25 protein-coding genes are annotated in these 20,510 nt (G+C 63.0%); 15 read left to right on the top strand and 10 right to left on the bottom strand.

What is annotated here, in order from left to right; translation table 11 throughout:
* From AC1DX6_RS22875 to AC1DX6_RS22855, 5 genes are all read right to left on the bottom strand, one after another.
* A complete protein-coding gene (locus tag AC1DX6_RS22875) occupies window positions 1-339 on the bottom strand; it encodes an XdhC family protein (RefSeq protein ID WP_287205644.1) in 339 nt (112 codons plus the stop codon).
* Window positions 340-403: 64 nt separating this feature from the next.
* A complete protein-coding gene (locus tag AC1DX6_RS22870) occupies window positions 404-799 on the bottom strand; it encodes a RidA family protein (RefSeq protein WP_477317515.1) in 396 nt (131 codons plus the stop codon).
* A gap of 69 nt (window positions 800-868) precedes the next feature.
* On the bottom strand, window positions 869-2,113 hold the full coding sequence (locus AC1DX6_RS22865) for a vWA domain-containing protein (RefSeq protein WP_477317513.1): 1,245 nt from the start codon (window positions 2,111-2,113) through the stop codon (window positions 869-871).
* 5 nt (window positions 2,114-2,118) lie between these two features.
* Window positions 2,119-3,048 (bottom strand): AAA family ATPase, encoded by a 930-nt coding sequence (locus AC1DX6_RS22860; protein ID WP_477242965.1) that lies wholly within the window; start codon window positions 3,046-3,048, stop codon window positions 2,119-2,121.
* A 29-nt stretch (window positions 3,049-3,077) separates the two neighbouring features.
* On the bottom strand, window positions 3,078-3,572 hold the full coding sequence (locus tag AC1DX6_RS22855) for a flavin reductase (protein ID WP_477317511.1): 495 nt from the start codon (window positions 3,570-3,572) through the stop codon (window positions 3,078-3,080).
* A gap of 181 nt (window positions 3,573-3,753) precedes the next feature.
* Here AC1DX6_RS22855 and AC1DX6_RS22850 point away from each other — a divergent pair, with 181 nt between their 5' ends.
* On the top strand, window positions 3,754-4,827 hold the full coding sequence (locus tag AC1DX6_RS22850) for a branched-chain amino acid ABC transporter substrate-binding protein (protein WP_477317509.1): 1,074 nt from the start codon (window positions 3,754-3,756) through the stop codon (window positions 4,825-4,827).
* Window positions 4,827-5,840 carry a P1 family peptidase gene (locus AC1DX6_RS22845; RefSeq protein ID WP_477317507.1) on the top strand — a complete coding sequence of 338 codons (1,014 nt, stop codon included), beginning with the start codon at window positions 4,827-4,829 and terminating at the stop codon, window positions 5,838-5,840. Before AC1DX6_RS22850 ends, AC1DX6_RS22845 begins: the two co-directional genes overlap by 1 nt.
* 17 nt (window positions 5,841-5,857) lie before the next feature.
* Here AC1DX6_RS22845 and AC1DX6_RS22840 read toward each other — a convergent pair whose 3' ends face one another.
* Window positions 5,858-6,112 carry a DUF2171 domain-containing protein gene (locus AC1DX6_RS22840; RefSeq protein WP_477317505.1) on the bottom strand — a complete coding sequence of 85 codons (255 nt, stop codon included), beginning with the start codon at window positions 6,110-6,112 and terminating at the stop codon, window positions 5,858-5,860.
* Window positions 6,113-6,245: 133 nt separating this feature from the next.
* On the opposite strand from AC1DX6_RS22840, the gene AC1DX6_RS22835 reads away from it, so the two are divergent.
* The 3 genes from AC1DX6_RS22835 to purB all read left to right on the top strand — a co-directional run bounded on the left by AC1DX6_RS22835 (window position 6,246) and on the right by purB (window position 8,842).
* Window positions 6,246-6,971 carry a DUF2259 domain-containing protein gene (locus tag AC1DX6_RS22835; protein ID WP_477317503.1) on the top strand — a complete coding sequence of 242 codons (726 nt, stop codon included), beginning with the start codon at window positions 6,246-6,248 and terminating at the stop codon, window positions 6,969-6,971.
* 95 nt (window positions 6,972-7,066) lie between these two features.
* Window positions 7,067-7,480, top strand: a complete 414-nt coding sequence (locus AC1DX6_RS22830) for a hypothetical protein (protein WP_477317501.1) — start codon at window positions 7,067-7,069, stop codon at window positions 7,478-7,480.
* A 60-nt stretch (window positions 7,481-7,540) separates the two neighbouring features.
* The gene (purB, locus tag AC1DX6_RS22825) at window positions 7,541-8,842 is read left to right on the top strand and encodes an adenylosuccinate lyase (RefSeq protein WP_477317499.1); all 1,302 of its coding nucleotides are present in this window, start codon (window positions 7,541-7,543) and stop codon (window positions 8,840-8,842) included.
* 183 nt (window positions 8,843-9,025) lie between these two features.
* Here the strand turns inward: purB and AC1DX6_RS22820 are convergent, their stop codons facing one another.
* On the bottom strand, window positions 9,026-9,838 hold the full coding sequence (locus AC1DX6_RS22820; protein WP_477317497.1) for a VOC family protein: 813 nt from the start codon (window positions 9,836-9,838) through the stop codon (window positions 9,026-9,028).
* A gap of 213 nt (window positions 9,839-10,051) precedes the next feature.
* On the opposite strand from AC1DX6_RS22820, the gene AC1DX6_RS22815 reads away from it, so the two are divergent.
* A complete protein-coding gene (locus tag AC1DX6_RS22815; protein WP_477317495.1) occupies window positions 10,052-10,606 on the top strand; it encodes an RBBP9/YdeN family alpha/beta hydrolase in 555 nt (184 codons plus the stop codon).
* Window positions 10,607-10,632: 26 nt separating this feature from the next.
* Here the strand turns inward: AC1DX6_RS22815 and AC1DX6_RS22810 are convergent, their stop codons facing one another.
* Window positions 10,633-11,406: an HpcH/HpaI aldolase family protein gene (locus AC1DX6_RS22810; RefSeq protein WP_477317493.1), complete on the bottom strand. Its 774-nt coding sequence runs from the start codon at window positions 11,404-11,406 to the stop codon at window positions 10,633-10,635.
* A 167-nt stretch (window positions 11,407-11,573) separates the two neighbouring features.
* Window positions 11,574-11,894, bottom strand: coding sequence for a DUF1476 domain-containing protein (locus tag AC1DX6_RS22805; protein ID WP_477317491.1), 321 nt, complete (start codon window positions 11,892-11,894; stop codon window positions 11,574-11,576).
* Window positions 11,895-12,166: 272 nt separating this feature from the next.
* Between AC1DX6_RS22805 and purC the strand changes: the two genes are divergently transcribed.
* The 6 genes from purC (at window position 12,167) to AC1DX6_RS22775 (ending at window position 15,699) form a co-directional block, all read left to right on the top strand.
* On the top strand, window positions 12,167-12,961 hold the full coding sequence (gene purC, locus AC1DX6_RS22800; protein WP_477317489.1) for a phosphoribosylaminoimidazolesuccinocarboxamide synthase: 795 nt from the start codon (window positions 12,167-12,169) through the stop codon (window positions 12,959-12,961).
* 39 nt (window positions 12,962-13,000) lie between these two features.
* Window positions 13,001-13,243: a phosphoribosylformylglycinamidine synthase subunit PurS gene (gene purS / locus AC1DX6_RS22795; protein ID WP_477317745.1), complete on the top strand. Its 243-nt coding sequence runs from the start codon at window positions 13,001-13,003 to the stop codon at window positions 13,241-13,243.
* Window position 13,244: 1 nt separating this feature from the next.
* Window positions 13,245-13,913 (top strand): phosphoribosylformylglycinamidine synthase subunit PurQ, encoded by a 669-nt coding sequence (purQ, locus tag AC1DX6_RS22790; protein WP_477317487.1) that lies wholly within the window; start codon window positions 13,245-13,247, stop codon window positions 13,911-13,913.
* A 61-nt stretch (window positions 13,914-13,974) separates the two neighbouring features.
* Window positions 13,975-14,640 (top strand): glutathione S-transferase family protein, encoded by a 666-nt coding sequence (locus AC1DX6_RS22785; protein WP_477317485.1) that lies wholly within the window; start codon window positions 13,975-13,977, stop codon window positions 14,638-14,640.
* 2 nt (window positions 14,641-14,642) lie between these two features.
* On the top strand, window positions 14,643-15,053 hold the full coding sequence (locus AC1DX6_RS22780; protein ID WP_477317483.1) for a hypothetical protein: 411 nt from the start codon (window positions 14,643-14,645) through the stop codon (window positions 15,051-15,053).
* A 4-nt stretch (window positions 15,054-15,057) separates the two neighbouring features.
* Window positions 15,058-15,699 carry a Pr6Pr family membrane protein gene (locus AC1DX6_RS22775; protein WP_477317481.1) on the top strand — a complete coding sequence of 214 codons (642 nt, stop codon included), beginning with the start codon at window positions 15,058-15,060 and terminating at the stop codon, window positions 15,697-15,699.
* 85 nt (window positions 15,700-15,784) lie between these two features.
* On the opposite strand, the gene AC1DX6_RS22770 is transcribed toward AC1DX6_RS22775, so the two are convergent.
* Window positions 15,785-16,021 (bottom strand): DUF1127 domain-containing protein, encoded by a 237-nt coding sequence (locus AC1DX6_RS22770; protein WP_477317479.1) that lies wholly within the window; start codon window positions 16,019-16,021, stop codon window positions 15,785-15,787.
* 91 nt (window positions 16,022-16,112) lie between these two features.
* Here AC1DX6_RS22770 and AC1DX6_RS22765 point away from each other — a divergent pair, with 91 nt between their 5' ends.
* The 3 genes from AC1DX6_RS22765 to AC1DX6_RS22755 all read left to right on the top strand — a co-directional run bounded on the left by AC1DX6_RS22765 (window position 16,113) and on the right by AC1DX6_RS22755 (window position 20,419).
* Window positions 16,113-17,525, top strand: coding sequence for an aminotransferase-like domain-containing protein (locus AC1DX6_RS22765; protein ID WP_477317477.1), 1,413 nt, complete (start codon window positions 16,113-16,115; stop codon window positions 17,523-17,525).
* A 141-nt stretch (window positions 17,526-17,666) separates the two neighbouring features.
* Complete coding sequence (purL, locus tag AC1DX6_RS22760) at window positions 17,667-19,898, top strand: phosphoribosylformylglycinamidine synthase subunit PurL (protein WP_477317475.1); 2,232 nt, start codon at window positions 17,667-17,669, stop codon at window positions 19,896-19,898.
* The gene (locus AC1DX6_RS22755) at window positions 19,895-20,419 is read left to right on the top strand and encodes a hypothetical protein (protein WP_477317473.1); all 525 of its coding nucleotides are present in this window, start codon (window positions 19,895-19,897) and stop codon (window positions 20,417-20,419) included. The genes purL and AC1DX6_RS22755 overlap by 4 nt, the downstream gene beginning before the upstream one ends.
* Window positions 20,420-20,510: the final 91 nt, after the last annotated feature.

The following is a 20,510-nucleotide window of genomic DNA, read 5'->3' as shown; positions in this document are numbered from 1 at the left end:
TCAGCCCAACCGCTCGACATAGACCTTAATGCGGCCGCCGCAGGACAGGCCGACCTGCCAGGCTGTCTCGTCGGCAACGCCGAACTCCAGCATCTTGGCCTTGCCTGAGTCGATGACGTCGATGGCCTCGGTCACGACAGCACCCTCGACGCAGCCGCCCGAGACCGAGCCGTGGAAATTACCCTCCGCGTCGATGACCAGATGGCTGCCGACCGGGCGCGGCGCCGAGCCCCAGGTCTCGACAACTGTAGCAATGGCGACATCCTTGCCGTCCTTCATCCAGCCTTCCGCGATGATCAGCGGATCGCGGGCCTCGTCGAGATAAATGCTGTTGTCCATCGTCGCTTCTCTCAGAGTCTGTTTTTGATCTGGGTACTGCCAGGTCGCGCAAGCAAATGCATGGTCAATCGATCACCGCGAATGCGTCAACTTCGATCAGATAGCCGGGCGACAGGCTCGCCACACCAAGCACCACGTCAGCCGGTTTGTGATCTCCGAAAAGCTCTACTCGAGCCTTTTCGATGATCGGCAGGCATTCATCGCGATCGTAGTTGACGACATAGATCGTGATCCTGGTGACCTGCGCAGGCGCCGCGCCGGCTGCGGCAAGTGCCCGGCCGAGATTGGCAAACACCTGGCGCGCCTGAACCGCAAGATCACCCTGGCCAACCAGCTTGCCATTCAGGTCCTCAGGCTCCTGGCCCGAGATGAACACCAACTTGCTGCCTGTCGCAACGACGACCTGGCTGTAGGTCTGCGGAATCGGCAGGTCCTTGGGATTGATGCTTTGGTGCGTCATTTATCGGGTCTCCGGTGCGGTGATTTCAATTTTTTCCGGGAGTCTGTTTTCCGCTGGATAGACATATGGCTATGCGGCGTGCCTGGCGCCAGCATCCAACCAACGACGCGGATCGACCGAAGCGGCCGACTTCTTGTCAAGCGAGGCGCAGAGATCGGCCAGCGCGTCGAGATTGTGCACCGAGCGGAACTCGTCGACATGCGGCAGCATCGCCTTGACGCCGCGGGCGCGGGCTTCAAAACCGTCGAAGCGCAGCAAGGGGTTCAGCCAGATCAGCCGCCGGCAGGATTTGTGCAGCCGCTCCATCTCCTCCGACAGGCCGGCGACATCGTCGCGCTCGAGCCCGTCGGTGATCAAAAGCACCACCGCGCCCTGCCCCAGCACGCGGCGCGACCATAGCTTGTTGAACTCGGCCAGCGTGTCGCCGATGCGGGTACCGCCCGACCAGTCCTTGACCGCAGCCGAACTCTCGGCAAGGGCGGCATCAGGGTCGCGATGGCGCATCTGTCGCGTCAGATTGGTCAGCCTGGTACCGAAGACGAAGGCATGCACGCGCCGGCGCTTTTCGGTCAGCACATGCAGGAAATGCAGGAAGATACGCGTGTATTGGCTCATCGAACCGGAGATATCGGCCAGCACCACCAGCGGCGGACGAACCTCGCGCGGCGACCGGAACTTCGGCAGGATCAATTCGCCGCCGGTGCGCGCGGCCGAGCGCATCATGGCGCGCGGATCGATGCGGCGGCCATGCGCATCGGCCTTGAAGCGCCGCGTCCTGACCATGTCGAAGGGTAGCCGCAAATCAGCGATCGCCTTCTTGGCATCCGCCATCTCGGCGGCGTTCATCTGGGCAAAGTCCTTAGCCCGCAGCACTTCGTTGCCGGAGAAGGTGAAGCGGGCATCGACCTCGATTTCAGGGATTTCCTGCACCGGCTGTTTTTTCTGGTGACCCTCGAACATCGCCTGGCTGACGCGGTTCTCGGCCGCGCGGGGTTTTTGCTTTTCCCTTGCGTCCGGCGCCACGGGCGAAAACATCGCCAGCATCTTTTCGATCAGCTCGCGCGATTTCCAGAACAGCCGGAAGGCTTCGTCGAAGGTTGCGTGATCCTCGTGCCGCGACACCAGCACGGCGTGCAGCGTCCAGTAGAAATCGTCGCGCGAACCGATGCCGGCGGCCAGCACTGCCTCGATGGCGTCCTTGACCGAGGCCGGCCCGACCCGCATGCCGGCCTTGCGCAAGGTGCGGGCGAAATAGACGATGTTGTCGGCGATGCGCCCGTCGGCAGTGGCTTCTTTCGGTTCGGGACGCAGCATCGTCCCTACTCCGCCGCCGCAAGCTCGGCCTTCACCTCGTTGAGGATGCGCCGGCCTTCGCCCTGTTCGATGCGGGCGATGTCGTCCTGGTACTTCAGCAGCACGCCGATCGTGTCGGAAACCGTCTCCGGGTCGAGCGCTACCTTGTCGAGTTCGGTCAGCGCGCCGGCCCAGTCGATGGTCTCGGCAACGCCCGGGACCTTGAACAGTTCGATCTGGCGCAGCTTCTGGATGAACGACACCACTTCCGCCGAAAGCCGCTGGTTGGCCTGCGGCACCTTGCGGCGCACGATCTCCAACTCGCGCTCGGCATTGGGATAGTCGACCCAGTGATAGAGGCAGCGCCGCTTTAGCGCGTCGTGGATTTCACGGGTTCGGTTGGTGGTGATGATGACGATCGGCGGCTCCTCCGCCTTGATGGTGCCGAGCTCGGGCACCGTCACCTGGAAATCGGAGAGAATTTCGAGCAGGAAGGCTTCGAAGGCCTCGTCGGTGCGGTCGAGCTCGTCGATCAGGAAGACGGGTGCTGCACCCGCCTTGCCGGTCAACGCATCGAGCACCGGGCGGCGGATCAGGTATTTTTCGGAGAAGACATTGCGCTCCATGTCGGAGCGGTCGACCTTGCCGGCCGCCTCCTCCATGCGGATCTCGATCATCTGGGCGGCGTAGTTCCACTCGTAGACGGCTGATGAGACATCAAGGCCTTCATAGCATTGCAGGCGGATCAGCCGGCGGCCGAGCGCCTGCGCCAGCACCTTGGCGATCTCGGTCTTGCCGACACCGGCCTCACCTTCGAGAAACAGCGGCCGCTTCATGCGCAGCGACAGAAACAGCACGGTGGCCAGCGACCGGTCCGCGACATAGTCCGCACCGGTCAGGAGATCGAGTGTCTCGTCGATCGTCCGCGGTGCGGGGCGCGGCTTCAGCTCGGTCATTCTCTCTCCATCGTCGCCGCCGGTCCGTTTCACAGAACGTGGTAGCCGCGGTTGTGGTAGATCAGCGGCCGCAAATTATCGCCCATGCGCAACCCTGTCACCTTGCCAAAAAGCACACGATGGGTGGCCAGATCCTTGGTGTCGAGCAGTTCGCAGTCGAACACGGCAAGCGCGCCCTTCAGCGTCGGCGCGCCGGTCGAGATCACGTCCCATTCGCCGAGCGCAAAACGCTCCTCGACCGGCAGGCCGGTGATGCCGGAAAAGCCGATCGACAGCGGCTCCTGGTCCGAAGCCAGCGTGTTGAGGGCGAATTTGCCGTTCTTGACGAACGGCTCGTTCTTGGGATTTTCGCGATTGAGGCAGACCAGAATGGTCGGCGGCGTGTCCGATACCGAACAGGCGGCGATGACGGTTGCGCCGCGCCTGCCGGCGGGACCGTCGGTGGTGACCACATGGACGTGACCGGCAAAATGGGCCATCGCGTCGCGATAGGCCTGCGGCCCGATGTCGTTCTTCTTCAGCACGGATGATTTTCCACAGTCAGAACCCAAGCGTTATATATGGCGGCATACGATATGCCACAAGCGAAGTGGTTGACCTGCATTCCCGGAATTAGCGTGTTGCACCAAGGCCGGGCAGCCTTTAGGTCTTGGCGGCAAATAGTGCCAGAAGCGTAAAGCCGGCACGGAGGAATCCATCGCTCGAATGCGACCCTGGACAAGAACAATAGCGGCGCTGGTCTGGCTGTCTGTGGCCGGCGGCGCGAGCGCGCAGACGCTGCTGGTCGGCGTCGCCGCGCCCTTGTCGGGGCCGTCGGCGCTGCTGGGCAAGCAAATCGAGACGGGCGCCGGCCTGTCGGCCGCGGCGAACGGCGTCGAGCTCCGGACTGTCGATGATGCCTGCACGGCCGATGGCGGCGCTGCCGCCGCCCGGGATTTCGTTGCGGCGAAAGTCAACGTGGTCGTCGGCTTTCTCTGCACCGACGCGATCGAGGCGGCGCTGCCGATCCTGAAAGACGCCAACATACCGGTCATCACCGTTGGCGTGCGCACCGAAAGCCTGACCGACCGGCGCGCCAAAACCGGCTGGCCGGTCTATCGTCTTGGCCCGCGCGGCGACGACGAACGCAACGCCGTTGCCGCCATTCTCACCCGGCTGTGGCAGAACGAACTGTTCGCCATCGTCGATGACGGCACCATCTACGGCCGCGAAATGGCCGAGACATTTCGCGCGGCGGCGGAGCAAGCGGCGCTGAAGCCGGTGTTCGTCGATACGTTCCGGCCGCAGCTCGACAACCAGATCGGCCTGATCGGGCGGCTGAAGAAGGCCGGCGCGACGCGTGTCTTCGCCGGCGGCGACGGCGACGACATCGCCATCATGGGTCGCGACGCCAGCCAGCTCGATGCCGGCATCGTCTTTGCCGGCGGCGAGAACATGCGCGCGCCGCCCGGCGACGTGCCTTATGCCGCGGGCACGCTGATGATTGCGCCGCCCGAATGGGCCGACGGCGCCGATCCCAAGGTGCTGGAAGCGTTTGCCGCACAAAACATCGCGCCCGACGGCTACACGCTGCCGGCCTATGCGGCGGTGGAGATCGCCAAGGCCGCCTCGGCTTTGGCGGAAACCGCCGGCAAGTCGCTCGCCGAGGCGCTCACCGCGCATGATTTCACCACGGCGATCGGGCCGATCCGCTTCGATGAAAAGGGCGACCTCAGCCAGAATCCCTTCCGTGCCTACAGCTACGACGGTGTCCATTTCGTGCCGGCGGAGACCAACTGATGTTCCGCACGGGTCCGCGCAACCTGATCACCGATGTCGCCGGCCTGCGTGTCGGCAACGCATCCGATGCCAGGCTGAAGTCGGGGGTAACCACTGTTTTGTGCGATGAACCGGCGGTCGCCGGCGTGCAGATACTGGGCGGTGCGCCGGGCACCCGCGAAACCGATCTGCTCGAACCGCACAATTCCATAGAGGCCATCCATGCCGTGGTGCTTTCGGGCGGCTCAGCTTTCGGCCTGGACGCCGCGTCGGGCGTGCAGGCGGCATTGCGCGAAAAGGGCATCGGCGTTGAGGTCCGCGGCTTTCGCGTGCCGATCGTGCCGGCGGCGATCCTGTTTGACTTGGGCAATGGCGGCGACAAGGATTGGGGCCGCTATCCGCCCTATCGCGATCTCGGCTACGAAACGGTGCAGGCTGCGGCAATCGACTTTACGCTCGGCACGGCCGGCGCCGGCACCGGCGCGCTAAGTTCTGGCCTCAAGGGCGGACTTGGCTCGGCCTCGACGCTGTTGGACAGTGGTGTCACCATCGGCGCGCTCGCCGCCGTCAACCCGACCGGCTCGGTCACCGTCGCCCGCACCAGGCATTTCTGGGCGGCACCGTTCGAGATCGGCAATGAATTTGGTGGGCTCGGATACCCGTCGCCGATGCCGGACGATGCGAAAAGAATCCTGCTGAAATACCGCGACAAGCACGTCACGGGACAGGCCGGCGGCAACACCACCATCGCTGTGATCGCCACCGACGCCGTTCTCACCAAGGCGGCGGCCAAACGTTTGGCGATATCGGCGCATGACGGTTTCGTACGCGCCATCTGGCCAGTCCACACGCCGGCCGATGGCGATCTGGTGTTCGCGCTGGCGACGGGCAAGAGCGGCATTGAACTCACCGCCGAAGCGGCAATCGACCTCTACGCCGCTGCCGGCGCCACCATGGCGCGCGCCATCAGCCGTGGCGTCCATGCCGCGACACCAGCCGATGGCGACCTGTTTCCGGTCTGGTCGTCGCGCTGAAGGCTGATGGCCTGGGATCAGGTGGGATCGGACTTTTCTTCCTCAAAGGTGACGGCGACATCCGAATTCGCCGACAGCCAGACCTTCTTCCCGTCTATCTCGGCGACAAGACTGAGCGGAATGTAATGGTGATGGCCCTTATGCGTGCCCATGCCGCTGTCGGCCTTGGTCAACTTGATGCGGTCCCCCTCGACCTTGTCGACCGTGCCGACATGGACGCCGTCGGCGCCGATGACTTCCATATGTTCGCGAATTTTGCTGGCGTCTGTCATGGTGGGTCTCCGTTGAAGCTGCCGACATTAACTAATGACGGCGCGATTGGATGCATCGGGCTTCAGACAGCACGACTTTCATGACCGCGTCGTGATAGGGGATGGTCGACTTTGGCTGTTGGAGCGAAACCCGATGCGAAGACTGGCCCTGTTTGCCGTTTCCCTGCTTGCCCAGTTTGCTGCCTTGCTCGCCGCCCATGCCGGCGATGTCGCCGAATTTGAAATCCTCGGCTTCACGAGAGATGGCGGCGTCTTCGCCTTCGAGGAATACGGTGTCTATGACGGGTCGGGCTTTCCCTATGCCAACCGCTACTACGTCGACACCAGCAACGACAGTTTCCTGCCGGGGACGCCGATCCGGGTCCAGATCGAAGATGAGAATGCGACGCTCGAAGCTGCGCGCCTCCAGGCGCGACAAAAGGGCGAGGCGATCGTCAGCCAGGCAGAACTGAGCGCGAACAAGGGCATCACCGCCGGCATCAACCCGGTGACCGAGCTTTCGGCCGATCCGTACCGCATGGTGGTCAATCCGCGGCCGATCTTTTCGCCGGTCGACCGGCCGCTCGAGTTCCGGCTCGACGAGCTCGGCATGAACAATACCCAGGGCTGCGAGAGTCAGGGCGAGATCAACGGCTTTCGCCTGCTGCGCATCGAGGCCGACGATGGTGGCACGACGCATCTGCTGCATGAGGACAAATCGATCCCCAAGAGCCGGGGTTGCCCGAATGGCTATCGGATCGGCGCGGTGCAGACGTTTTCGATGGACAGCCTCAGCGCTTTTGCGGTGATGATCACGGTGCGCCAGTACGGCTTCGAGGGGCCGGACTTTCGCTGGATAGCGGTGACCGGCCGCCTGTGACACCGCTTCCTCGCCCCACCCCACGAAGCCGTTTCCGCCGCGCTTTGCCATCGCCGGGGACGGCCCTTGTCGGCGCCTTGCTGTGGGCTGCGGCGATGGGCGCCAGCGCGCTGGTCAATCTGTGGCTGGACGATTGGGAAACCCCGGCAAAAATCCGCTTCGTCGCCATGCTGTTTGCCGCCGGCGGCGCACTGGCCTTTCCGATCGGCCTGTTCGCCGCCCGGCTGGTCTCGCTTGGGCGGCACTGGGAGGTCGCCCTGGCGGCTACCTTTGTCTGCCTTCTCGCGGCGACGATCGCCGTTACCGGCGGCCTGTTTGCGCTACAATACCGTTCTTACTATTCGGAATGGCATTCGCCCGCCTTCACCCTCACCTGGGCCTTCCAGTTCGTCTTCACCATGTTGACGGCGCTCTACCAGTTCGTCGTCCTGGGCATTCGGCTCTATTTTCCGCTCGGTTTCATCGCACTGGCTGCAGCCAGCGTCTGGTTTGCCCGCCAGCAGCGTTGAGCATTTTGTCTGCCTCTGTTAGGACGCGGGCAAAAGCTCTCGACACGTCAGGACTGACCGATGATCCCTCGCTATTCCCGGCCGGAAATGGTCGCCATCTGGTCGCCGGAAACCCGGTTCCGCATCTGGTTCGAGATCGAAGCCTATGCCTGTGATGCACTGGCCGAGCTCGGCGTCATCCCCAAGGAAGCGGCGAAGACCATCTGGGAAAAGGGCAGCGCGGCGAAATTCGACGTCGAGGCGATCGACGAGATCGAACGCGTCACCAAGCATGACGTCATCGCTTTCCTGACTCATCTTGGCGAATTCGTCGGACCGGATGCCCGCTTCATCCACCAGGGCATGACCTCGTCGGACGTTCTCGACACCTGTTTTGCGGTGCAGTTGACACGCGCCAGCGACATCCTGCTCGCCGACATTGACGGCCTTCTCGCCGCGCTCAAGCGCCGCGCCTTCGAGCACAAGGACACCGTCACCATCGGCCGCAGCCACGGCATCCATGCGGAGCCGACGACTTTCGGCATCAAGCTGGCGCAGGCCTATGCCGAATTCTCGCGCTGCCGCGAGCGGCTGGTGCACGCGCGCGAGGATATCGCCACCTGCGCCATTTCGGGCGCCGTCGGCACCTTCGCCAATATCGACCCCTATGTCGAAGAACATGTGGCCAAGAAGCTCGGGCTGAAGCCGGAGCCGGTGTCGACGCAGGTCATCCCGCGCGATCGCCACGCCATGTTCTTTGCCACGCTCGGCGTCATCGCCTCGTCGATCGAGCGGCTGTCGATCGAAATCCGCCATCTGCAGCGCACCGAAGTGCTGGAGGCCGAAGAGTATTTTTCGCCGGGCCAGAAGGGTTCGTCGGCAATGCCGCACAAGCGTAACCCGGTGCTGACCGAAAACCTAACGGGCCTTGCCCGCATGGTGCGCTCCTTCGCGCTGCCGGCGATGGAGAATGTGGCGCTCTGGCACGAGCGCGACATTTCGCATTCGTCGGTCGAGCGCATGATCGGACCGGATGCGACGGTGACGCTCGATTTCGCGCTGTCGCGGCTAACCAGCGTCGTCGACAAACTGCTCGTCTACCCCGACAACATGCTGAAGAACATGAACAAGTTCCGCGGCCTGGTACATTCGCAGCGCGTCATGCTGGCGCTGACCCAGGCCGGCCTGTCGCGCGAGGATTCCTACCGGCTGGTGCAGCGCAACGCCATGAAGGTGTGGGAGCAAGGCGCTGATTTTCTTGAGGAACTGCTTGCCGACAAGGAAGTCATCGCAGCCCTGCCGGAACCCGAAATCCGCGAGAAATTCGACCTTGGCTATCACACCAAGCATGTCGACACGATCTTCAAGCGGGTTTTTGGATAGGTAAGCTTCCTTCTCCCCGTCACTATACGGGGAGAAGGTGCCGGCAGGCGGATGAGGGGCAGCGCCAAGCTCGGCAATGATCGCACCCGGCCAAAAATCTCATTGGGTTGCGCTGCCCCTCATTGCCTTGCCGGACATTTCTCCCCGTATAGTGACGGGGAGAAAAAAGCTGTGCCCTCAAAATCATGCCTTGCCAGGCACAGTCCTAATCACCGTGCCCCACGGATCTTCGCGCGTGGTTGCGCTGGTCACATTGTCCGAGCGCATCTCGACCCAGGCCAAGCCCGTGCGAGACGGATCGCGGCGGCCGGCGCCGGAACTCTGCCAAGCATTGGCGCCGATGTGGTGGTGATAGCCGCCGGATGACAGGAACACCGCCTGGCCACCATATTTCGCCACCGTGTCGAAGCCGAATTCCTGGTTCCACCAGGCTTCTGCGTCTTCCGGCCGGCCGACGCGCAGATGCACGTGGCCGACAATGCTGTTTTCCGGCGCGCCCTGCCAGCCGGCGTCGCCCGCCGGCACATCGGCGACGACGGACGGGATGTTCAGCCGCTCGGTCGCCATGGCGATCTTGTCGCCGTTCCACTTCCAGTCCTTCGGCAGGCGATCGGCATAGATCTCGATGCCGTTTCCCTCGGGGTCGGTCAGATAGAGCGCTTCACTGACCAGGTGGTCGGATGCGCCCTCGATGGCGATCTTGCCTGATATGGCGTGGTTGATCCAGCGGCCGAGATCGGCGCGGCTGGGCAACAGGAAAGCGGTGTGGAACAGGCCGGCGCTGCGCGGATCGTCGGGCTTTGCCGCTGCATCCGCCTCGATGACGAGGAGCGGACGGTTGGCGGCGCCGAGCGTGATCGCGCCGTCGGCGCGGCTCAATTCCTGCAAGCCGACGACCTTGCGGTAGTAAGCGGCGAGATTTTCGGAGTCGCGCGCCTTCAACCCGACACGGGCAACGCTGACGGGAGTCGTGGCGGCAAAGGGCAGTTCACTCATCTGATGCTCCATTCGGCCGGCGTCCGACGAGCCCCAAAGCCAAGGGCCCGGCGCCAGCGATCACTGTACGTCGTGTTTCTCTTCCTGACGACAGATCGTCGATCGGCATCGTTCACACAAGATGGCAAGAAGCGAACATGGTGTTCACTATTCTGATCAGTTTGGCGGCTCATCGCGGTTGCATGACGCAGCAGTGCTCGCTATTTCAGCGCCATGAAAGTCAGGGAAGCAGATATTCTCATCGTGCCGGGCTACACCAATTCCGGCCCCGAGCATTGGCAGACCCGCTGGCAGTCAAAACTGTCGACGGCGCGCCGTGTCGAGCAGGCGGAGTGGTCGAAGCCGGTGCGAGAGGACTGGACGGCGAGCGTGGCCAAGGCGGTCAACGAGGCCGAGCGGCCGGTCGTTCTCGTCGCGCATTCGCTCGGTGTCGCCGCGGCCATTCAGGCCATGCCACAATTCCAGCGGCCGGTTGCCGGCGCCTTCTTCGTGGCGCCGCCCGATGTCGCCAATCCGAAGCTAAAGCCCAGGCACCTGATGACCTTCGGCCCCTACCCGCGCGAGCCGCTGGGCTTTCCCTCGGTGGTGATCGCCAGCCGCAACGACCCGTTTTGCGCCTTCGACGTCGCCGAGGACATTGCCGGCGCCTGGGGCTCACTGTTCATCGATGCCGGCGAGGCCGGTCACCTCAACTCGGATTCCGGTTTTGGCCCATGGCCCGAGGGATCGATGACCTTCGCCAAGTTCCTGACTGATCTCAAGGCTTGACCCATTTCGGGCCAAGGCGCCAGGCCTCAGCCCTTGATCGAATCGTTCATGCTCTTCAGCAGAGTTTTGGCCCCGAGCGCAATCAGCGTGTGATCCGAGCCCATGGCCAGCAACCGGTAGCCCATTGCCACGACGCGGCCGGCAATTGCCGGCTCGATGACATAGATCGCCGCATGCTTGCCCGCCTTGCGTGTCCGCTCGGCAATCGAGGCGACAGTGTCCATCATGCTTTCCAGCGTCGAATTGATGGTAGCGCCGTTCGACCAGGCGATCGAGAAATCCGAGGGCCCGAGGAAAATGCCGTCGATGCCCGGCGTGTCGAGGATGCCGTCCAGCGCATCGAGTGCGGCGCGCGTCTCGACCATGGCGAAGGCCAAGGTGCGCGCATTGGTATCGCGCAGCCATTCGGCCTGGTCGCCCTTGCCATGCCTAGGAAAGGCATAGGTCGGGCCCCAGGAGCGCTCGCCGAGCGGTGGATATTTCATGGCCGCGGCAAACAGTTTTGCGTCCGCGACGGAATTGACCATCGGTGCAATGACAGCCTCGGCGCCAAAATCCAGCGCGCGGCTGGCCATATCGAAGCGGCCGACCGGAATGCGCACCAGCGCCGGCTTGTTGGCGGCCAGCACCGGCACGAGGCCGCGCAGCACGCTGTCTTCGTGATGGCCGCCGTGCTGCATGTCGAGCGTGACGGCGTCGAACCCCTGATTGGCGATGATTTCCACCGTCAAGGCATCCGGCACCCCGGACCATGCGGTGAACAGCGTTTCATCCGCCGCCAGGCGCGATTTCAGGGACATTGGCGATTTTCCTTGTTGGCTGGCGCAGTTTCAGCCTGAAACAGCGGCAAAGGCAAAGAAAAACCGCCCAGATGGGCCGGGCGGTCGATTGGTCCAGTCATTCTTTATTTGTCGCAGGCTCTGTCGCAAAACCGCAGGACACTTTTGCGGAACCTGCTTCGGCGAGATCAGGTGTTCTTGATCTGGTCGATCGCCTGAGCCATCAGCTCGTCCATGGTGCGGCGGATCTGATGATCGGACTGGGCAACGCCGGCCGCATCGAAATCGGCGCGAATCTTGCGGAAAATGTCGTGATCGCCGGCTTCCTCGATGTCGGCCACAACAACTTCCTTGGCATAGGCTTCGGCATCGGCGCCGGATTTGCCAAGCTTTTCGGCAGCCCACAGGCCCAGCGCCTTGTTGCGGCGCGCCGCAGCCTTGAACCGAAGTTCCTCGTCGAATGCGAATTTGCGCTCGAAGCCCTCTTCGCGGTCTTTCATGCTGCTCATGGCATCCCTCCGGTACAATCCGATTCGTTTGATGGTGAATATGTGTTGTCGAAGCACAAACCAAAAGGCCGCCGGTCGGTCAATATGCTACATCGCTTGCTGCGCTGCGGCATTTCATTCCCGAAAGCGGTTGATTGGAAGGATTTGCCGATTGAGCAAACGATGTGATTGGGATAGACCCGGCATTGAACCCTATCGTAGCCGCACTATTTCAGGCTAACGGACAGGAACTGGTCGCTAGCCGCCTGCCCGGAAATCCAGAGAAAAATCAGATGAAAAATCGCCGCCGCATTTATGAAGGCAAGGCCAAGATCCTCTATGAGGGACCTGAGCCGGGAACGCTGATCCAGTTCTTCAAGGACGATGCGACCGCCTTCAACAAGAAAAAGCATGAAGTCATCGACGGCAAGGGCGTGCTCAACAACCGCATTTCCGAGCATATCTTCAACCATCTCAACCGGATGGGCATTCCGACCCACTTCATCCGCCGGCTCAACATGCGCGAGCAGCTGATCAAGGAAGTCGAGATCATCCCGCTCGAAGTGGTGGTGCGCAATGTTGCCGCCGGCTCGCTGGCCAAGCGCCTGGGCATCGAGGAAGGCACCGTTTTGCCGCGCTCGATCATCGAATTCTATTACAAGGCCGACGCGCTCGACGACCCGATGGTGTCGGAAGAGCACATCACCGCTTTCGGCTGGGCAAGCCCGCAGGAGATCGACGACGTCATGGCGCTGGCCATTCGCGTCAACGACTTCCTCTCCGGCCTGTTCATGGGTGTCGGCATCCAGCTTGTCGACTTCAAGATCGAATGCGGCCGCCTGTTCGAGGGCGACATGATGCGCATCGTCGTTGCCGACGAGATTTCGCCGGACTCCTGCCGGTTGTGGGACGTGGCGACGCAGGACAAGCTCGACAAGGACCGTTTCCGCCGCGATATGGGCGGGCTGGTCGAAGCCTATCAGGAAGTTGCCCGCCGCCTCGGCATCATGAACGAGAACGAGCCGCCGCGCCCCACCGGACCGGTGCTAGTCGCCTCGACCGATGGCATCAAAGGCAAGCCGCACTAATAATCCTACCGCTCAACACAGAACAGGAGCATGTCCAGCGTGATCAAGGCCCGCATTACCGTCACCCTCAAGACCGGCGTGCTCGACCCGCAAGGCAAGGCGATCGAACATGCTCTATCCGGGCTCGGTTTTGATGGCGTCGGCACGGTGCGCCAGGGCAAAGTCTTCGATGTCGAGCTTTCGGAAAGCGACAAGGCCAAGGCCGAGGCTGACCTGAAAGCCATGTGCGACAAGCTGCTGGCGAATACGGTGATTGAGAATTACGCGGTGGAGATCGCCTAAGGTGAAATCAGCAGTCGTCCTTCTGCCCGGCCTCAACCGCGACCGCGACATGATCGCGGCGCTGACCAAGATTTCCGGGACGCCACCGGTTACCGTCTGGCAGACCGACACTGAAATCCCCGATGTCGACCTGATCGCCATTCCGGGCGGTTTCTCCTTCGGCGACTACCTGCGCTGCGGCGCAATCGCCGCACGGATGCCGGTGATGCGGGCGGTCGCCGAGAAGGCGGCCAAGGGCGTCATGGTCATCGGCGTCTGCAACGGTTTCCAGATCCTGGTCGAGGCCGGCCTGCTGCCGGGCGCCTTGATGCGCAACAGCTCGCTGAAATTCGTCTGCCGTGAGGTGAAGCTGCAGATCGCCAATGCCAACACGATGTTCACCCGGCGCTATCAGCCGGGCCAGATCATTCGCACGCCGGTGGCGCATCACGACGGCAATTACTTTGCCGACGCCGAGACGCTTGGTAGGCTCGAAGGCGAAGGCCAAGTGGTGTTCCGTTATGCCGAAGGCACCAATCCCAACGGCTCGATCAACGACATCGCCGGCATCATCAACAGCCAAGGCAATGTACTGGGCCTGATGCCGCACCCTGAAAACCTGATCGAAGCAGCCCATGGCGGCAGCGACGGCCGGGCTTTGTTCGAAGGTGCGCTTGGCATCGCCGCTTGAATTTCCTCGACGCGAGCACCGCAAAAAGCGGGCAAATCCAACACATTAGGGAGAGACGGTCATGAAACTCTATTCGCGGCCGTTGTCGCCCTACTCGTCGATCGTGCGGGCACTGGCCTATATCAAGAACGTGCCGCTCAAGGTGATCGCGCCGCCGTCGGGTTTCCCGATCCCGGAAGAGTTTCGCGCCATTTCACCACTCAACCGGATTCCGGTGCTGATCACCGGCTCCGGCGAAACCATCGTCGAATCGGTGGTCATCGCCGAATATCTGGAAGAGCGGTTTCCCGAGCCGGCGCTGCTGCCGCAAGATTCGAAAGACCGGGCGCTGGTGCGCATGTTCGCCCGCATCACCGACCTCGACGTTCTCGCCCCGATGATGAAGCTGTTCGAGCTGTATTTCGTGCCGAAGCGCAACGACGCGGAAATCGCCGCGCAATTCGCGCGCTTGCATCACGGACTGGCGGCGATCGAGGCCCGCATGGCGCAAGGGCCGTTTGCGCTCGGCGACGACATCAGTTTCGCCGATGCCTGGCTGACCCCGACCCGCTTCATCTTCAACAATTTCCGGATCACGACCGGGCACCACGACCTGCTCGACGCCTACCCGAAATTCGATGCCTATGAGCAGATCGCCTTGCAGCACCCGGCGCTGTCGCGGGTCTGGGGCGAGATGACGGACGGGCTGAAAATCTTCCTTTCCGAGCTCGAGATGGGTGCGGCCTGAGCATGAGACTGCTGGTCGCCCGCCTCGCTCTGCTCGCCACCGCCGGCTTTGTGCTCGCCTCCTGCCAGTCGACGCCGAAGAGCGCGCCGGTGCCCATGGGCAAGAGCGCTTCGCTGCTCGCCATGGAACAGGTGGCGATCGCTGCCCACAAATGCTGGATCGCCAGCAAGGATCCGGCTTTCAAGTCGTATCAGATGGCCAATGAGTTGAATTCGTTTAGCGGCACGCCGCGCTTCCTGCTGGTCCCGGCCAAGCATTATGGCGGCAAACCGTTGCTGGTCGTGCAGGCGCAAGGCAATTCAAGCCATGTCGATGCGTTCGGCCCGCTGATGGCCGATCCGCTCGGCGCCCGCATCGGCTCGGACATTGCCCGCTGGCAGGCCGGCAATCCGGCTTGCAACGCGGCCGCGTAGAGCAATGGGCCGGTTCCTGCAAATCGCGGGTCTGGTCATCGGTCTGGCCGGGCTTGTGCTGCAGTTCTGCATCACCATTCCGGCGTCAATGGAAGCCGGCCGCAGCCTGCTCGCCTCGATCGTCTTCCTGTTCAGCTTCTTCACCATCCTGACCAACATCGGCGCGGTGCTGGTTCATGTCTCCTTGCTCTCTCCCAGCGGCTATGCCTGGCTGCCGGCCTTTGCCGGACCCCGAATGCGTGCAGGCGTTGCGGTTTCGATCGCGCTGGTCTTCATCGTCTATGCCACGGTTCTGGCGCAGCTTTGGCAGCCGCAAGGGCTGTTTCTGCTCTGCGACGTGTTGCTGCACTATGTGACGCCGGTGCTGTTCGTGCTGTGGTGGCTGGTGGCCGGCGCCGACGGCTCGACGCGGTGGCGCGACATCTCGTGGTGGATGCTCTATCCGATCGCCTATCTGGTCTATGCACTGGTGCGGGCGCCGATAGCAGGCGAAGTGCCCTACCCGTTCCTCGATGTCGCCAAAAACGGCGCGGCCAGCGTCGCCATCGCGGCGCTGGCCATTACCGGGCTTTTTCTCGTGCTGTGCATCATCGCGGTCGTTGTGGACCGCGGCGTCTCGCGCCTCAGGACGTCGAGCGTCCGCTAGGTCATCCGGACCTCCGGTCCAGATCATGATTCTTGTTTGACCATGATCTTTTCCAAAAACCGGTTCCCACTTTTTGGGATCATGGTCAGTCCCAGAACGGCCTGATCGCTTCGCGGTGGGCATCGCAGCGCGAGACGCCGATATCCTTGAGCTGCTCGTCGGTCATCTCCAGCAACGCCAGACGGCTGCGCCGTCGCTCCAGCAGGTTGCCAATCCAGCGCTCGAACGATGTCACCATGCGCACAAGGCGGCTGACATAGGTTCGCCGGACCGACGCACGGGACCCGAGCGATGCATAGGGAATTGTCTCGATTGTAGCCATTGTCTTTCTACCAAATCCGAATTGTACCCTTTTTGGTACGCGGTTGATATGTATTGACTCCCAATTCGGTGCAATATAGAAAATTGTCACCATGACAAATTGGCTCCCAGACCTCACCGCCGGCACCGGCCCTCTCTATCAGCGTCTTGCTGACAGCATTGAGTCAGATATCGACCGGGGCGTGATCGATGCCGGGGCAAAACTGCCGCCGCAACGCGACCTCGCCTACGACATCGGCACCACTGTCGGCACCGTCGGCAGGGCCTACCAGTTGTTGCGCGAGCGTGGACTGGTGAGCGGCGAGGTCGGGCGCGGAACCTATGTTCTGGCGCAGCAATCCGAAGCGGCAAGCCCCGAATTCGTCGAGACCGCCGTGCAGGGCACGCGCTATGTCGATGCGCCGCCCGGCAAACTGCGCTTCGACAGCACCGCTGCCCCCGAGATCGGTCAGGGCGCCATTGTCGCCGACATGCTGTCGCGCACGGTGCAGGATCATCCGCACGAGATTTCCAGCTACACCAGGGATTTTCCGGAGCGCTGGTTCGAGGCCGGCGCGCGCTGGCTGTCGCGCAATTCGTTCCGCCCGGCCGCAGAGACCATCGTTCCCACGCTCGGCACCCATGCCGCGGTGATGGCGGCGATCGCGGCGTTGACCACGCCCGGCGATTATGTCGCCTTCGAACATCTCACCTATTCGCAGATCTCGCGCAGTGCCGGGCTGATCGGCCGGCGCACGGCGCTGGTGGCATCGGACGAGGAAGGCCTCGATCCCGAGGATTTCGAACGCGTCTGCGCGCAAAAGCACCCGAAAATGATCTTCCTGATGCCGACGGTGCAGAATCCGACGCTGGCGATCCTCTCGGCAGCGCGCCGCCAGGCGATTGCGCGCGTGGCGCGTGAGTACAATGTCATCCTGATCGAGGACGACCTCTATGGCGGCTTGACCTCGGATCCGACGCCATTGCTCGCAGAATATGCGCCTGAGCGCACCATCGTTGCCGGCGGCCTGTCGAAATCGGTCGCCGCTGGCGTTCGCGGCGGCTGGCTCTCCTGCCCGCCGGCCTATCGCCATCGCATCCGCGTCGCCCACAAGATGATGACCGGCGGCATGCCCTTCCTGCTGGCAGAGGTGAATGCCCGGCTGGTCCTGTCGGGCCAAGCCGGCGATATCCGCAAGCGCAGCATCGCCGAAATCGGCGCCCGCATCGCGATCGTGCGCGAGACGCTGGCCGGCTTTGCGTTCAAGTCGCATGAGAGCGTGCCCTTCGTCTGGCTGACGCTGCCCGACCCCTGGCTGTCCGGCACCTTCAGGAGCGCCTGCCTCGAACATGGCGTGCTTCTCGACGACGAGGACGAGTTCAAGGCGGGGCGCTCCGAGCAGGTTTTCCACGGCGTTCGTTTCGGCGTTTCGCAGCCAAGGCGGCGCGAAGACATTGCCGCTGGCGTCGAGGCGATCCGGCGGCTGCTCGACGAAGGCCGCGCCGGCTACGACAGTTTTTCCTGAGTTCGCTTTCCGCCGGGCCTGACAGGCGACGCACTGCCGTTTTCCGGCGTTTTTCCTCATCCGATGGGGTGTATCGCGCCAAAGCTTGCGATAAGAGGGGACTCAGAAATCCCCCTCTCCCACGGATACCAATCGCTGCCCATGACCATTTCCAATTCCGTGCCGATCACCCCGGAACTCATTGCCGCGCACGGGCTGAAGCCCGACGAATACCAGCGCATCCTCGACCTGGTCGGACGCGAGCCGAGTTTTACCGAGCTCGGCATCTTCTCGGCAATGTGGAACGAGCATTGCTCGTACAAGTCCTCGAAAAAGTGGCTGCGCACGCTGCCGACCACCGGGCCGCAGGTCATCCAGGGTCCAGGCGAAAATGCCGGCGTGGTCGATATCGGCGATGGCGACTGCGTCGTCTTCAAGATGGAGAGCCACAACCACCCCTCCTACATCGAACCCTATCAGGGTGCGGCAACCGGCGTCGGCGGCATATTGCGTGACGTCTTCACCATGGGCGCACGGCCGATCGCGGCCATGAACGCGCTGCGCTTCGGCGCGCCGGATCATCCCAAGACCAGGCACCTGGTCTCAGGCGTCGTGTCCGGCGTTGGCGGCTACGGCAATGCCTTTGGCGTGCCGACGGTTGGCGGCGAGGTCAATTTCGACGCCCGCTACAACGGCAACATCCTGGTCAATGCTTTCGCAGCAGGCCTTGCCAAGACCGATGCGATCTTCCTGTCGGAAGCCAAGGGCGTCGGCCTGCCGGTCGTCTATCTCGGCGCCAAGACCGGCCGCGACGGCGTCGGCGGCGCCACCATGGCGTCGGCCGAGTTCGACGACAAGATCGACGAGAAGCGCCCGACCGTCCAGGTCGGCGATCCCTTCACCGAAAAATGCCTGCTCGAGGCCTGCCTAGAACTGATGGCGTCCGGCGCCGTCATCGCCATCCAGGACATGGGTGCCGCAGGCCTCACCTGCTCGGCGGTCGAGATGGGCGCCAAGGGCGACCTCGGCATCGAGCTCGATCTCGACAAGGTGCCGGTGCGCGAGGAGCGCATGAGCGCCTATGAGATGATGCTGTCGGAAAGCCAGGAGCGCATGTTGATGGTGCTGCGCCCCGAGAAAGAGAAGGAAGCCGAGGCGATCTTCCACAAATGGGGGCTCGACTTCGCCATCGTCGGCAGGACCACCGACGATCTGCGCTTTCGCGTGCTGCATCAGGGCGACCAGGTCGCCGATCTGCCGATCAAGGACCTTGGCGACAAGGCACCGGAATATGACCGTCCGTGGACCGAGCCGAAGAAGCCGGCGGCGCTCGCGGCTAGCGACGTTCCGCAGTCGGACGTCGCCGAGGCTCTGCTGAAACTGCTTGGCGGGCCGGACCAGTCCTCGCGCCGCTGGGTCTGGGAGCAGTATGACACGCTGATCCAGGGTAATTCGCTGCAGCTTCCCGGTGGCGATGCCGGGGTGGTGCGCGTCGAAGGTCATCCGACCAAGGCGCTGGCCTTCTCCTCCGACGTGACGCCGCGCTATTGCGAGGCCGACCCTTACGAAGGCGGCAAGCAGGCGGTTGCCGAATGCTGGCGCAACCTGACCGCCACCGGCGCGCTGCCGCTGGCCGCCACCGACAACCTCAATTTCGGCAACCCGGAACGGCCCGAGATCATGGGCCAGCTGGTTGGCGCCGTAAAAGGCATCGGCGATGCCTGCCGTGCGCTCGGCTTCCCGATCGTCTCCGGCAACGTCTCGCTCTACAACGAGACCAACGGCCAAGGCATCTTGCCGACGCCGACCATTGGCGGCGTCGGACTGATCGCCGACTGGTCGAAGATGGTGCGGATCGGCTTTGCAGCGCAAGGCCAGATGATCCTGCTGGTCGGCGCGCCACGCATGTGGGGCACGCATCTCGGTCAGTCGGTCTATTTGCGCGATATCCATGCCCGCACCGATGGCCCGCCGCCGCCGGTCGATCTCGTCCATGAAAAGCGCGTCGGCGACCATGTGCGCGCGCTGATTGCCTCCGGCATCGTCACATCGGCGCATGATGTCTCCGATGGCGGCATCGCGGTGGCGTTGGCCGAAATGGCGATGGCCTCCGGCATCGGCGCAACTGTGCCCGGCCTTGCCGGCACGGATCCGATCCCGGTCTGGTTCGGCGAGGATCAGGGCCGTTATTTGCTGACGCTGTCGATCGATCCGCAGAGCGACGAATGGGACGCCATTCGCGAGCAGCAAAGCAAGCTCGGCATCTTCGCGCCGTGGATCGGCTCGACCGGCGGGCGCGAATTGAAACTCGGCGACGCCAGGGCGATCCCGGTCAGCGAGCTGACCGCCGTCCATGAGGGCTGGTTCCCACGCTTCATGGATCAGGCCATTTGACAAAGCTGGCTGCCCGGGCGCTGCTTGCAGTCGTTTTCTGGCCGTCGCTGTTCTTCTTCTGGTTTCTCGGCCCGTTCGTCTTTTTCCTGCTATCGACGACAGGAAGCGAGGTTTGTCCCCGGCTGGAAACACGGGCGGAGTTTCTTGCCGCGGCCAACAGCACCTTGTTGATGTTGGCCGTCCAGAGCCTCGTCTATGCGGTGCCGATCCTGTGCCTGGTCCTTTGGGACCGGCTTTCTCCGGAGCCGGCGCGGGCACGGCACATCGTCACCTGCGTCAAGCTCTTTGCCGCTACCGTCGTCATTGGCGTGCTGTGGGCGTATGGTTCCTCGCTCGTCTGCGACGGCTACGGCCAGGCGTTCTTCTCGCCCCTCTGGCAGTGGACGAGTTACCTCCCCATCGTCAGCGTGATGATCAACGTTCCACTTTATGTGCTGACCTTCAGCCTTGGCCGCGCCTTCTCGACACGCGAGGATGTTGCCGAGGACAATGCTTCCCAAACAAACCAAGATGTCTCTTGAGCCTCCAATCGTGGTCGGAACTGCTTCAATCTGAACCCGAAAGGCTTTAGGCTCACCCCGACTCTCATGACGCGGGTTGCACCGCTCCCCC

The sequence above is a fragment of the Mesorhizobium sp. P2_C4 genome (genome assembly GCF_056404575.1).
Note: the sequence above shows the minus strand (reverse complement) of the source record. Positions and strands in the feature narration are given on the sequence as shown.